A 12,980-nucleotide genomic window follows, 5' to 3' on the forward strand; every position below is an offset into this window, starting at 1 on the left:
CGTGGAATCGGGATGACCTCCCAGCGGACTCGCGAGCGTCTGATTCAACGTCTCTACGATGAAGGGCTGTCCAACGCGCAGGTGCTGGAAGTCATACGCAAGACCCCGCGGCATCTGTTTGTCGATGAAGCTCTGGCTCATCGCGCCTACGAAGATACGGCGCTGCCGATTGGTCATAACCAGACCATTTCTCAGCCTTACATGGTCGCGCGCATGAGCGAGCTGCTGTTGGCGGCAGGTCCTCTGGACAAGGTCATGGAGATCGGTACCGGTTCCGGCTACCAGACTGCCGTGCTGGCACAGTTGGTAGAGCGTGTGTTTTCGGTTGAGCGCATCAAGGTCCTGCAGGATCGCGCCAAGGAGCGTCTGGTTGAGCTGAACCTTCGCAACGTCGTGTTTCGCTGGGGCGACGGTTGGGAAGGCTGGCCGGCGCTGGCACCGTACAACGGGATTATCGTGACCGCCGTAGCAACCGACGTGCCGCAAGCTTTGCTCGACCAGCTTGCACCCGGAGGGCGATTGGTTATCCCGGTCGGATCGGGCGAGGTGCAGCAGTTGATGCTGATTGTGCGTGAGGAAAACGGGTTCTCCCGGCATGTGCTGGGAGCGGTACGTTTTGTACCTTTGCTCAATGGTCCGCTGGCTTGATGACAACTCACTGAATTCTGCGCACCACCGCCTGTCTACCTCATGGCATTGAGGGCCGGCAGCGCAGTTGAGCTCGAGAAACGGCGAGCCCTGATGTATCCATTGGCTTCAAAGCATTAAGCAGTAGCTGCCAGCCGTTATTACGGCACAATAGGCATCTTTAATTCAGTCACCAGTAAAGGGAGTGGCGGGTGAGTCGCACAGTCATTCGGCAGCGTAGTTATTCAACAAGTTTTCAGCGGCTGGTGATTGGCATTGCGCTCAGTGTCCTCTTGGTCGGTTGTTCCAGTGCGCCGTCCGGTGGCGTGCGTGTTGTCGATCGTAATAACAATGCTGCCCCTCAGCGTCCAACTGTGACCACCGGACAATATGTCGTCCGTCGTGGCGATACGCTTTTTTCCATTGCCTTCCGTTACGGCTGGGACTACAAGGCGCTGGCGGCGCGTAATCAGATTCCTGAACCCTACACGATTCGTCCGGGTCAGACGATTCGCTTCGACGGGCGTTCAAATTCAACATCGTCGGCCGTCGCGAGTTCATCTGGAACCGGGCGTCCACCTGTTGCGTCCACGACGACTTCAACGACAACAAGTCCTTCTGGCTCTGTGAAAACCACGGTTATTTCCAAGCCGGTGACGGTGGTTCCGCCTCCAGCGGGCAGCTCTACAGTGCCTGCCGGGCCGTCTCCCAAGGGCTGGACGTGGCCGTCGAACGGTGTTTTGATCGGGAAATTTTCTTCAAACGGTAGTTTGAATAAAGGCATTGATATCGCTGGAGATTTGGGACAGCCTGTTTTAGCTGCGTCTGATGGGTCAGTGGTTTACGCCGGGAGTGGGTTGCGGGGCTACGGCGAATTAGTCATCATCAAACACAGCGATACCTACGTAAGTGCTTACGGCCACAACCGTAGGCTGTTGGTTCGGGAGGGGCAACAGGTCAAAGCTGGGCAGACGATTGCCGAGATGGGGTCAACGGGAACTGACCGGGTGAAGCTGCATTTTGAGATTCGCCGCCAAGGTAAGCCTGTAGATCCGCTGCAATTCCTGCCACGTCGTTGATTGTTGCCAGCCTGTTCCTGGCGTAGAGGGACAGGCTCAAGCGTTGCCATGGAACTGGCGTCGCTGGAGCTTGAGGTCGAACTCACCAAAGGACTATAACAATGGCTCTTAGCAAAGAAGCGCCGGAGTTTGACATCGACGATGAGGTTCTCCTTATGGAAACCGGCATCGTTCTGGAGTCGGAGCTTGAAACGGACGAGAAGCAGACTCATGCTGCCTCTGCTCCCCGATCCAGAACCAAAAACTCCACATCACTCAAACAGCACAAATATATCGACTACACCCGGGCGCTTGATGCGACCCAGTTGTACCTCAATGAAATCGGGTTCTCCCCGTTGCTCACCCCGGAAGAAGAAGTCCATTTTGCGAGGCTCTCGCAAAAAGGTGATCCGGCCGGGCGCAAACGCATGATTGAGAGCAATCTCCGGCTGGTGGTAAAAATCGCCAGGCGCTATGTGAATCGTGGATTGTCATTGCTGGACCTGATCGAAGAGGGCAACCTCGGGCTCATCAGAGCAGTCGAAAAATTCGATCCGGAACGTGGATTCCGTTTCTCAACCTACGCGACATGGTGGATTCGTCAGACCATTGAGCGTGCGATCATGAATCAAACCCGCACCATTCGGTTACCGATTCATGTCGTCAAAGAACTCAACGTCTATTTGCGGGCTGCTCGCGAACTGACGCAAAAACTCGATCACGAACCCTCTCCCGAAGAAATCGCCAACCTGCTTGAAAAGCCGGTGGGTGAGGTCAAGCGCATGCTTGGTCTGAATGAGCGGGTTTCCTCTGTCGACGTTTCTCTCGGTCCGGATTCCGACAAGACATTGCTCGATACCCTGACCGATGATCGCCCTACCGATCCGTGTGAGTTGCTGCAAGACGATGATCTTTCACAGAGCATTGACCAATGGCTCTCAGAGCTGACCGACAAGCAGAGAGAGGTCGTGATACGGCGTTTCGGCTTGCGCGGACATGAGAGCAGCACGCTTGAAGATGTAGGGCTGGAAATCGGCCTTACCCGCGAGCGTGTCAGACAGATTCAGGTAGAGGGCCTCAAGCGTCTGCGTGAGATCCTCGAAAAAAATGGTCTGTCGAGCGAGTCATTGTTTCAATGATGTGAATGTTCATGAAGATAAACTGTGTGTTTATCTTTCATACAAAACAAACACCCCGTTCAGGGGTGTTTTTTATTGCACGGGAAACTAGCTGGCTGCCATTAGTGGCTTTTCAAATACTGCACGGTCGGTTCGTAACTTGACTCTTTCGTTGTAAGCCATTACTTACGCGTGCTGTAAGTCTTTGCGAAATACCGTGAACAACATCGGCTTTTTCGAGTGTAGTAGTTTATTAAGTTGTTGATAAATATGGTTTTATTTTTAGATCGGTTCAGGTCTGGAAGATCTTGAAAGATTTAACCTGCTTGCTCGCGCCGTAAAAATCACTACTATCAGAACTGTGCCCACGGATGGGCACAGGCCGTCAAGGAAGACAGTCAAGGACATCGCAGGACGCGATTCATCAGGATGATGAAAGGGATTAAAAGGATTAGGGAAAAAATGTGGGCGGGTCATACCGCCCCTTTTTTCGTCTGGAGAAAAGTGCTTTCAAGTCCGGACGACGCCTACAAAAAAAGCCCCGAAAGGGGCCTTCTTCAACAGCCGGGAATTCTTAGCGTTCCAGATCTGCGATCTTGCCGGTTTTGCCGTCCCACTCTTTTGCGTCTGGCAATGCGTCTTTTCTCTCGGTGATGTTCGGCCAGACGTCCGCGAGCTCGGCGTTGAGCTCGATGAAGTTTTCCATCCCGGCAGGGATCTCATCTTCCGAGAAAATGGCGTTAGCGGGGCATTCAGGCTCGCAAAGCGCACAGTCGATGCACTCATCCGGGTGAATCACCAGGAAGTTCGGGCCTTCGTAGAAGCAGTCCACCGGACAGACTTCCACACAGTCGGTGTATTTGCACTTGATGCAGTTGTCGGTGACGACGAAGGTCATTTCTAATTCTCTCCTCAGGCGGCGACAGCAGAGCCCTTCGGTTTAGGGTTGCCGGGTTCGGGATTCTCCCGTGCCGTGTGAAACACATGCATTAGGTAAACGCTGCTGAATGCAGATCGACTGCACGACAGGGCGTTCGACCTTGGGTTCGCTACGTCTCACGCGGCCCGGATCAACTGCTCAGCCAGGCTAAAAGCTGTCAGCGTCTCAAACCGCGCGGGATTCTAACAGCTTGTTACGGTTCTCGTTAGATGCGAGTTTGCAGTGCATATAACAACTCTAACGCCTGACGTGGCGTGACATCGTCGAGTTTTGCCCTGGAAAGCTCTTCGAGCACCGGATGCGGCAGGCTGGCGAACATGTCGCTCTGCATAGGCGCAGCCGGTTTACCTGCTTTGGGACGAGGTTGTTCGTGGGGCAGACTGGTGGTCTCCAGCCGGTGTAGATGCTCTTTCGCCCGGACAATGACGTTGGCTGGAACCCCCGCCAATTGGGCCACGGCCAGGCCATAGCTCTGACTGGCTGGCCCTGGCAGCACCCGGTGAAGGAACACGATTCGCTCGTTGTGCTCTGTTGCGTTGAGGTGCACGTTTGCGACCAGCGGTTCGCTTTCAGGCAGCACAGTCAGCTCGAAATAGTGCGTGGCGAACAGAGTGTAGGCGCGCAACTGGGCGAGACATTCTGCCGCAGCCCATGCCAATGACAGACCGTCGAAGGTGCTGGTGCCGCGTCCCACTTCATCCATCAGTACCAGGCTGCGGTCCGTGGCGTTGTGCAGGATGTTGGCCGTTTCACTCATTTCCACCATGAAGGTCGAGCGTCCGCCAGCAAGGTCATCGCTGGAACCGATCCGCGTGAAGATCCGGTCAACCAGCGATAATTCACAACTCGCCGCTGGTACGAAGCTGCCGATATGGGCCAGCAGCACGATCAGTGCGGTCTGGCGCATGTAGGTGGACTTACCGCCCATGTTCGGGCCGGTGATGACCAGCATTCGGGTTTTGTCATCAAGGTCGAGATCGTTGGCCACGAACGGTGAGGTCAGCACTTGCTCTACCACCGGGTGGCGACCTTGATCGATGCGCATGCAAGGCTCATCGACGAACTTCGGACAGTTCAGATCAAGATTAAGGGCGCGCTCGGCCAGGTTGCTCAGCACATCCAGCTCGGCAAGTGCCGATGCGGTGTCCTGCAGCGGCGCAAGATGACCAATCAGGTCTTCCAGCAACGTTTCGTACAACATTTTTTCTCGTGCCAGCGCACGGCTCTTGGCCGACAGCGCCTTGTCTTCGAATTCTTTCAGTTCAGGCGTGATAAAGCGCTCGGCGCCTTTCAGCGTCTGTCGACGGATATAGTCCGCAGGTGCCTGTTCGGCCTGTTTGCTTGGCAGCTCGATGAAGTAGCCGTGGATCCGGTTGTAGCCAACTTTCAGGTGGGCCAACCCGGTACGCGCTTTTTCACGGGCCTCGAGATCAATCAGGAATTGTCCGGCGTTTTCACTCAGAGACTGCAGTTCGTCCAGCTCGGCGTCATAACCGGTCTTCAAAACGCCGCCGTCGCGGATTACCGCTGGGGGGTTATCAATGACGGCGCGTTGCAGCAGGTCGGCCAGCTCGGGATAGACACCCGCGATCCTTGCCAGCTCCTGCAGATGCGGCGCTTCAAGCTCGGTCATCGCCACTTGCAGCTCAGGCAGCGCGCTCAGTGCGTCGCGCAGACGTGCCAGATCCCGTGGTCGGGCGTTACGCAGGCCAATACGCGCGAGGATTCGTTCAATGTCGCCGATTTCTTTGAGTTGCGGTTGCAGATTCTCGAAGCGATAGCGTTCCAGCAGGCATGTGATCGACGACTGGCGTGCCTTGAGGATCGACAGGTCGCGCAATGGACGATTCAGCCAGCGGGTCAGCAAGCGTGTGCCCATGGCGGTCTGGCAACGATCAACCACCGATTGCAACGTATTGTCGCGACCACCGGCCAGGTTGGTGTCCAGTTCCAGGTTGCGTCGGGTCGCACCATCAAGGATGACGGTATCGTCCAGACGCTCGTGACGCAGGCTGCGCAAATGCGGCAGGGCAGTGCGCTGGGTTTCCTTGGCGTAGCCCAGTAGACAGCCCGCGGCACCGATGGCGAGGGTCAGGTTTTCGCAGCCGAAGCCTTTCAGGTCCTGAGTGGAGAACTGTTGGCAAAGGCTTTTGAGTGCCGAGTCACGCTCGAAATCCCATGGTGCACGACGGCGCGCGCCACGACGTTTTTCCGCTGGCAGGCCTTGTGGCCAATCATCCGGAATCAGTAGCTCTACCGGGTTAATGCGCTCAAGTTCAGCGAGGAGGTTTTCCCAACCCTTGATTTCCAGCACGCTGAAATTGCCACTGGTGATGTCCATTACCGCCAGGCCGAACAGACGTTCATCGCCCAATACGGCTGCGATCAGATTGTCGCGACGCTCATCCAGCAGAGCTTCATCGCTCACAGTGCCGGGGGTGATGATGCGTACTACCTGACGATCTACCGGGCCTTTGCTGGTCGCCGGGTCGCCAACCTGCTCACAGATCACCACGGATTCACCGAGCTTCACCAGCTTGGCGAGATAACCCTCGGCAGCGTGATACGGAATCCCGCACATGGGGATGCTCTGACCGGCGGACTGGCCCCTGGCTGTCAGGGTGATGTCCAGCAATTTGGCGGCTTTCTTCGCGTCTTCGTAGAAGATTTCGTAGAAATCGCCCATGCGGTAGAACATCAACTGGTCAGGGTGCTGATTCTTCAGCCGCCAGTACTGTTGCATCATCGGAGTGTGTGAAGAGAGATCGGAAATTGCTTTATTCATCAGATAGTTAGGCAAGTTCGTTAGAAAGATGGGGCAAATTCGGAGGCGTGCCTGATATCCCCTTTGGGCTAACAGGTCGGTAAGTCCGTGCGTTTTGCGATGGGCGCAAGATTACCACGCGAGGCTTCGCGACGCAGGCCCGCTGCAAAATGGCTTATTCGTCACGGCGCGTTTCCAGGCGCCCACAGATTTGAAATCGCTGTATAGACTTTGCTGCGTCGCCACTCAATCCCGAGCAGGCGTCTATGTGAAAGGAATTTTTATGGCTAACAAGCGCGGAAGGGATTCCGGAAGCGGGCGTTTCATTCCCATTGAAGAGGCTCGTCGTCGCCCCAAGGAAACGACTGTCGAAACCATCAGGAAACCGCACTGCCCGAAACCGAAAGACAAATGATTGCTCATAGGAAGCGGTCCCTTGCGGCCGCTTCTGCTTGAACCTTGAAAGCGCTCGTGTACGGTGACGGTTTAGCTGGCTTTCTTTTACCTGCTTATCTAAAGGAAAAGCACCTTGGATGAAATCACCCGGCTTGCCGCGACACTGGGCGAGCATCTGCAATCAATCAACGCTCAGGTGACTACCGCCGAATCCTGCACGGGTGGTGGCATTGCCGAGGCGATTACCCGGATACCCGGCAGCTCAGCCTGGTTTGAAGCCGGTTATGTCACTTACTCCAATCATCAAAAAAATCTCCAGCTGCAAGTGCCAGCCGAGCTCTTTGCTCGTGTCGGGGCGGTCAGTGAGGAAGTGGTGCGCGCCATGGTGTCGGGTGCCCAGCGTCACAGCGGCGCACGGTTTGCCGTGGCAGTCAGTGGTGTAGCCGGCCCGGATGGCGGCTCGATCGAGAAACCGGTTGGCACGGTATGGCTGTGCTGGGGTGTGGGTGAAAAGCTGATTTCCCGTCGCGAACAGTTCGCCGGAGATCGTGACGAGGTGCGCCGACAAACGGTGAAGGCCGCGCTGGAAGGGCTGATCCAGCTTGTCGACGCAGAAATACCAACTCAGGGGTAGGCGCGCGCTCAACCCTGTGGAATAATACTGGCTACTTATACAGGTGTTGTGGCCGTCAGGCCCCTAATTGAATTTGATTACGTGAGGACTTCAATGGACGACAACAAGAAGAAAGCCTTGGCTGCGGCCTTGGGTCAGATCGAGCGTCAATTCGGTAAAGGTGCCGTAATGCGCATGGGTGACCATGACCGCCAAGCGATTCCTTCTATCTCCACCGGTTCGCTCGGGCTGGACATCGCGCTGGGTATTGGCGGTTTGCCGAAAGGCCGGATCGTTGAAATCTACGGTCCGGAATCTTCCGGTAAAACAACGCTGACCCTTTCGGTTATCGCCCAGGCCCAGAAAATGGGTGCTACTTGTGCGTTCGTCGATGCCGAGCATGCGCTCGATCCAGAATACGCAGGCAAGCTGGGCGTCAATGTTGACGACTTGCTGGTTTCGCAGCCGGACACCGGCGAGCAGGCACTGGAAATCACCGACATGCTGGTGCGCTCCAACGCCATCGACGTGATCGTGGTCGACTCCGTTGCCGCGCTGGTGCCGAAGGCCGAGATTGAAGGCGAAATGGGTGACATGCACGTGGGTCTGCAGGCTCGTCTGATGTCTCAGGCGCTGCGCAAGATCACCGGCAACATCAAGAATGCCAATTGCCTCGTTATCTTCATCAACCAGATTCGTATGAAGATCGGTGTGATGTTCGGCAGCCCGGAAACCACTACCGGTGGTAACGCTCTGAAGTTCTACGCTTCGGTCCGTCTGGACATCCGTCGTACCGGTGCTGTGAAAGAGGGCGACGAAGTCGTCGGCAGCGAAACCCGTGTCAAAGTCGTCAAGAACAAGGTGGCTCCGCCGTTCCGTCAGGCAGAGTTCCAGATTCTTTACGGCAAGGGTATCTACCTCAATGGCGAGATCATTGATCTGGCCGTGTTGCATGGCTTCGTAGAGAAATCCGGCGCCTGGTACAGCTATCAGGGCAGCAAGATCGGTCAGGGCAAGGCCAACTCGGCCAAGTTCCTGGCAGATAACCCGGAAGTCGGTGCCACACTCGAGAAGATGATTCGCGAGAAGCTGCTGACCCCAGGTGTTGATACCAAGTCCGAAGCCTCCCGTGCACCAGCGCCAGCTGATGACATGGCCGAAGCTGACGTTGATATCTGATAGATCATGTCAGCGGTACTTGATACACCCGTCGCCGTAAGGCGCACCGCAATGGACCTGCTCGCACGACGCGAGCACGGTCGTGTCGAGCTGACGCGCAAGCTGCGTCAGCGCGGCGCAACTCCTGAACTCATCGAACCCGCCCTCGACCGTCTTGTGGAAGAAGGGCTGCTGTCCGAAGCTCGCTATCTCGAAAGCTTTGTCTCATACCGTGCACGCTCGGGCTACGGTCCTGCACGTATTCGTGAGGAGCTGAACCAGAGAGGGCTGCAACGGGCGGAAGTCGAGCAGGCGATTCGGGAGTGTGGCTTCAATTGGCAGGAAAAGATGCACGAAACCTGGCAGCGCAAGTTTGCCGGTCAGTTGCCAGCAGATGCGCGGGAGCGCGCTAAACAGGGGCGCTTTCTGAGTTATCGCGGTTATCCAATGGATATGATCGGCCGCTTGTTGAGCGGCCGTGGCGAGGATGACTGATTCTCAGGTTTCCTTTGAAGATTCGGATTCCCGGATCTTCATCTCTGCTCTTGGCTGAGCCCGGTTCTCCGACAAATTGATGTAGTCCACCAATTCCCGCAAACGCCCTTGATTGCGTCCACTGAAAGTAAAAACCAGACGCGTCAGATGGCTGAAATCAGCCTCGTGCTCTTCACCCTGATAAGCATGTTGCTGGAAGTCTTCAGCCAGACGCAGATCGGCGAAGGCTTCCTGCATGGTCGCAAGCGCCTGCTCGGTGAGTGGATGATGCATGCGGATAATGAATTTGTTCTTCAGCCAGCGGCTTGAATGGAAGTTGCTGTAGAACTGATGAATCTCCTCAACTGCTTCTTCTGCGCTGTAGACCAGACGCATTAGCTTCATGTCGTTGGGCAGAATGTAGCGGTTGTCTTCAAGCTGATTCTTGATGAAGTCCAGTGCGCTCTGCCAGAAGCTACCGCCCGGCACATCCAGCAGCACGATAGGCACCAGCGGGCTTTTACCTGTCTGAATCAGCGTCAGTACTTCAAGCGCTTCATCGAGCGTGCCGAACCCACCTGGGCAAAGCACCAGCGCATCGGCCTCTTTGACGAAGAACAGCTTGCGGGTGAAGAAGAAATGGAAGGGCAGCAAATTGCCGGTCCCTTCCACTGTGGCATTGGCATGTTGCTCGAACGGCAACGTGATGTTGAAGCCCAGGCTGTGATCGAGCCCGGCGCCTTCATGGGCCGCAGCCATGATGCCGCCACCTGCACCGGTGATGACCATCAGATCTGCTTTGGCCAGCAGCGCGCCAAGCTCTTTGGCCATTGCGTACAGTGGATGCTCAACCGGCGTGCGCGCCGAGCCGAATACAGTCACCTTGCGACGTCCGCGGAATTGCTCAAGTACCCGGAAAGCATTGTCCAGTTCGCGCAACGCTTGCAGCGTGATTTTGGCGTTCCAGCGATTGCGGTCGTCCTGAGCCATGCGCAGCACAGTGAGCATCATGTCGCGGTAAAGCGGAAGGTTCGGGCTGTTGGGGGCTACCAGATTGATCTGCTCCTCGATCTTGCTGATGAGGTCGTTACCGTTACTTTGGAAGTGGCTGCTTAAAAGGTCGTTGGGTACATAGGGCATTAAGGGCTTCTCCGTGCGCGAAATCATCGCTCCAGCTCGCATCGCCGTCTGAAGCGTGACGCTTATTCCAATTCGATAATGTGCCTAGCCTGCATGGAACTGGCAACGTTTGTTTATGGCATCAAATTTCCGCGGATCGAACCGGGAGGGGGTTGGCGGATGGAATAGAGGACACACGGAGCACTGGCGGGCAGTGACGGAGATTTGTAGGAGCAGCTACTCGCTCCAACATTATTAAAACCAATTTTACGCAGGCACCATTGCAAACCCGATGCCAAAGCGGTTCTGAGGGAGCCGGGCTTGCCCGCGATGCAGGCACCTCGGTGTGTCAGTTGAACCGAGTCGCCCTTATCGCGGGCAAGCCCGGCTCCCACATGTCAGCGTCCTCAGGACGAGACTGAGTACGTCCTTACTTCTTGACCGAACAGTCGCTAGCCTTGAAGACCTGGCTGGTCACGGGGCGGTTGGTCTTGTACTCGGTGAATTGATACTTCAGCACAGCACCTTTGGTCATCAACTGGCGATAGCCGTTGTTATGACAAACACTGTTGCCCAACTGGTTGCGGACCGCATCGGGATTGGCGCGCATTTGCTGGGCCTGGCCTTCGCGAACACTCAAATGATTGATCAACTGGTTACCATCAACCGTGTAGCCCTGATCAAGAATGTCCTCGTTGATAGCCCGTGGCGTGCCGACGCTGCTTTCCTTCGCAACTTTTTCGAGCATTTTGCTCAATTCGAAATCCTGCTTCGACGCCGCCTGGGCGAAGAACGGGACGGCGAGCAGCAGCGTAAGAGTAGGGACGGTAAGGCGCAGCATTAAATTCTCCTGATTCAGTGACTGGCCCGTTGGACCGGTGACTTGGACGTATGTTCAGCAGGCAGCAGGGCTGGATGCGCATGAATGGTGGGGAAGTATAAGGATGACGCGCAGTGAAAGCGATTCATCCATCGACAGTGCGGGCCGGATGGGGCACCGCTCTGATAAACTGCGCGGACTATTCAGCCCGCCGAGTTACTCCAGTGTTCACGCTTTCCATTCATCGACGCATGCCTTCATGAGTCACGCCGTTTCTCGCCTGCGCGACCGCCGACTGGCGCAGAGTACCAAGCCGTTTATTGCTCGTGGGTCGCGCGCGCCCCGCTGCAATCAGTGTCGGGTCATCCCCGAATACTGTCTGTGCGGATGGAAGCCAAGTGTGGCTGCAAAATCGGCGATGTGCCTGTTGATGTATGACACCGAGCCGCTGAAGCCAACGAACACCGGCTGGCTGATTGCCGATGTGATCGACGATACCCATGCATTCGGCTGGTCACGCATCGACGTCGACGAGCAATTACTGGCGTTGCTGGATGATCCCCAATGGCAGCCCTATATCGTTTTCCCCGGAGAGTTTGTCGCCCCGGAGCGAGTGGTCAATCAGGTCGTGCAGGAGGAGGGCAAGCGCCCGCTGTTTATCCTGCTGGATGCAACCTGGACCGAAGCGCGGAAGATGTTTCGCAAAAGCCCTTACCTTGAACGTTTTCCGGTGCTCAGCCTTGAGCCGGAACAGATGTCCCGCTACCGCCTGCGACGCTCCAAACGTGACGATCATTTCTGCACCGCCGAAGTGGCTGCATTGTGTCTTGAGCTGGCGGGTGATACGCAGGCCAGTGGTGTGCTGGATGCCTATCTGGATGTATTTACTGCCCACTATCTGGGTGCGAAGTATCAAAAAGCCATCGATTCAGATGATGTGTCCCATACTCACCTGAAGGCTTTTCTCTGACCGGATGATGTCGCGCTGCGAGTTACCCGCAGATGAGCGCACAATAACGGCCGTTGGCTACCGGGTTAATGCTTGACCACCCCGGTTTCGCTGGGCATGCTGGCGCCGCACAAAGCGCCGGATGCTTGTTTTTTGCAGGACTGGCTGGGGCTGCGTGTTGTTGCAACAAACGTTTGCTGGCATCTGCCCATGCCGTGCTGGGTGCTGAATGGATCGGCGCTCACTTAATCAGTACAGGAACACCCCATGACTTACGAAATCCTGATTGCCGATGACCATCCGCTGTTTCGCAGCGCGTTGCATCAGGCGTTAAGCCTTGGCCTTGGCCCGGACGTGAGGCTGGTGGAAGCCGATAGCATTGCTCAGCTGGAAGCCTGCCTGGGTGAAAAATCCGACTGGGATCTGGTGTTGCTGGATTTGAACATGCCGGGCGCTTATGGCTTTTCCGGTCTGGTGCTGCTGCGCGGGCAATATCCGCAAATACCGGTGGTAATGGTTTCGGCGCAGGAAGAGGCTGCGATTGTCGTCAGGTCCCGGGAGTTTGGTGCCAGTGGTTTCATTCCCAAGTCGAGCCCATTGGAGACTATTCAGAAGGCGGTACGCACGGTTCTTGAAGGCGATGTCTGGTGGCCGCCTCAGGTCAATGAAACCGTCAGTGTTTCTGACGAAGCCAAAGCTGCGAGTGCTGGCCTGGCCAGTTTGACGCCTCAGCAGTTCAGGGTTCTGACAATGGTCTGTGAGGGATTGCTGAACAAGCAGATTGCCTATGAGCTGACTGTGTCTGAAGCTACGATCAAGGCCCATGTCACCGCGATATTCCGCAAGCTGGGAGTCCGTACCCGGACCCAGGCTGCGTTGCTTCTGCAACAGCTGGAATCCATTTCCCCGAACGGATAATCCAGAGCGCTACAGGCGTTCACATA

At 56.0% G+C, this 12,980-nt stretch carries 12 protein-coding genes; 8 read left to right on the plus strand and 4 right to left on the minus strand.

All coding sequences use genetic code 11. The features are described 5' to 3' along the window. Window positions 1-12 precede the first annotated feature (12 nt). From K3169_RS08175 to rpoS, 3 genes are all read left to right on the plus strand, one after another. Complete coding sequence (locus tag K3169_RS08175) at window positions 13-648, plus strand: protein-L-isoaspartate(D-aspartate) O-methyltransferase (RefSeq protein WP_176560666.1); 636 nt, start codon at window positions 13-15, stop codon at window positions 646-648. Between the two features lie 191 nt (window positions 649-839). Then, window positions 840-1,706 carry a peptidoglycan DD-metalloendopeptidase family protein gene (locus K3169_RS08180; RefSeq protein ID WP_263270936.1) on the plus strand — a complete coding sequence of 289 codons (867 nt, stop codon included), beginning with the start codon at window positions 840-842 and terminating at the stop codon, window positions 1,704-1,706. A gap of 101 nt (window positions 1,707-1,807) precedes the next feature. Then, a complete protein-coding gene (gene rpoS / locus K3169_RS08185) occupies window positions 1,808-2,824 on the plus strand; it encodes an RNA polymerase sigma factor RpoS (RefSeq protein WP_027898782.1) in 1,017 nt (338 codons plus the stop codon). Between the two features lie 553 nt (window positions 2,825-3,377). On the opposite strand, the gene fdxA is transcribed toward rpoS, so the two are convergent. Continuing rightward, the gene (gene fdxA, locus K3169_RS08190) at window positions 3,378-3,701 is read right to left on the minus strand and encodes a ferredoxin FdxA (protein ID WP_027901816.1); all 324 of its coding nucleotides are present in this window, start codon (window positions 3,699-3,701) and stop codon (window positions 3,378-3,380) included. A gap of 247 nt (window positions 3,702-3,948) precedes the next feature. Continuing rightward, complete coding sequence (gene mutS / locus K3169_RS08195; RefSeq protein WP_231675614.1) at window positions 3,949-6,516, minus strand: DNA mismatch repair protein MutS; 2,568 nt, start codon at window positions 6,514-6,516, stop codon at window positions 3,949-3,951. Window positions 6,517-7,036: 520 nt separating this feature from the next. On the opposite strand from mutS, the gene K3169_RS08200 reads away from it, so the two are divergent. From K3169_RS08200 to recX, 3 genes are all read left to right on the plus strand, one after another. Continuing rightward, window positions 7,037-7,537 carry a CinA family protein gene (locus K3169_RS08200; protein WP_099269941.1) on the plus strand — a complete coding sequence of 167 codons (501 nt, stop codon included), beginning with the start codon at window positions 7,037-7,039 and terminating at the stop codon, window positions 7,535-7,537. A 93-nt stretch (window positions 7,538-7,630) separates the two neighbouring features. Next, window positions 7,631-8,695, plus strand: a complete 1,065-nt coding sequence (gene recA, locus K3169_RS08205) for a recombinase RecA (protein ID WP_027901813.1) — start codon at window positions 7,631-7,633, stop codon at window positions 8,693-8,695. A 6-nt stretch (window positions 8,696-8,701) separates the two neighbouring features. Beyond that, window positions 8,702-9,169 (plus strand): recombination regulator RecX, encoded by a 468-nt coding sequence (gene recX / locus K3169_RS08210; protein ID WP_231675597.1) that lies wholly within the window; start codon window positions 8,702-8,704, stop codon window positions 9,167-9,169. Window positions 9,170-9,172: 3 nt separating this feature from the next. Here recX and K3169_RS08215 read toward each other — a convergent pair whose 3' ends face one another. Together K3169_RS08215 and K3169_RS08220 are read right to left on the minus strand one after the other, a co-directional pair. Then, window positions 9,173-10,288 carry a TIGR00730 family Rossman fold protein gene (locus tag K3169_RS08215; protein ID WP_263270939.1) on the minus strand — a complete coding sequence of 372 codons (1,116 nt, stop codon included), beginning with the start codon at window positions 10,286-10,288 and terminating at the stop codon, window positions 9,173-9,175. 409 nt (window positions 10,289-10,697) lie between these two features. Continuing rightward, window positions 10,698-11,108 (minus strand): quorum-sensing-regulated virulence factor family protein, encoded by a 411-nt coding sequence (locus K3169_RS08220; protein WP_027901810.1) that lies wholly within the window; start codon window positions 11,106-11,108, stop codon window positions 10,698-10,700. A gap of 238 nt (window positions 11,109-11,346) precedes the next feature. On the opposite strand from K3169_RS08220, the gene K3169_RS08225 reads away from it, so the two are divergent. Together K3169_RS08225 and erdR are read left to right on the plus strand one after the other, a co-directional pair. After that, window positions 11,347-12,057, plus strand: coding sequence for a tRNA-uridine aminocarboxypropyltransferase (locus tag K3169_RS08225; protein ID WP_231665648.1), 711 nt, complete (start codon window positions 11,347-11,349; stop codon window positions 12,055-12,057). Between the two features lie 246 nt (window positions 12,058-12,303). After that, entirely contained in the window at window positions 12,304-12,954 is a 651-nt protein-coding gene (erdR, locus tag K3169_RS08230; RefSeq protein WP_027901808.1) for a response regulator transcription factor ErdR, read from the plus strand. Window positions 12,955-12,980: the final 26 nt, after the last annotated feature.

Source organism: Pseudomonas phytophila, assembly GCF_025643095.1.
Taxonomy (GTDB): Bacteria; Pseudomonadota; Gammaproteobacteria; order Pseudomonadales; family Pseudomonadaceae; genus Aquipseudomonas; species Aquipseudomonas quasicaspiana.

Coding starts and splice junctions, on each gene's coding strand:
- recA (WP_027901813.1), top strand. CDS start 7,631: ATGGACGACAACAAGAAGAAAGCCTTGGCTGCGGCCTTGGGTCAGATC.
- K3169_RS08215 (WP_263270939.1), bottom strand. CDS start 10,288: ATGCCCTATGTACCCAACGACCTTTTAAGCAGCCACTTCCAAAGTAAC.
- erdR (WP_027901808.1), top strand. CDS start 12,304: ATGACTTACGAAATCCTGATTGCCGATGACCATCCGCTGTTTCGCAGC.
- rpoS (WP_027898782.1), top strand. CDS start 1,808: ATGGCTCTTAGCAAAGAAGCGCCGGAGTTTGACATCGACGATGAGGTT.
- fdxA (WP_027901816.1), bottom strand. CDS start 3,701: ATGACCTTCGTCGTCACCGACAACTGCATCAAGTGCAAATACACCGAC.
- K3169_RS08225 (WP_231665648.1), top strand. CDS start 11,347: ATGAGTCACGCCGTTTCTCGCCTGCGCGACCGCCGACTGGCGCAGAGT.
- K3169_RS08175 (WP_176560666.1), top strand. CDS start 13: ATGACCTCCCAGCGGACTCGCGAGCGTCTGATTCAACGTCTCTACGAT.
- recX (WP_231675597.1), top strand. CDS start 8,702: ATGTCAGCGGTACTTGATACACCCGTCGCCGTAAGGCGCACCGCAATG.
- K3169_RS08220 (WP_027901810.1), bottom strand. CDS start 11,108: ATGCTGCGCCTTACCGTCCCTACTCTTACGCTGCTGCTCGCCGTCCCG.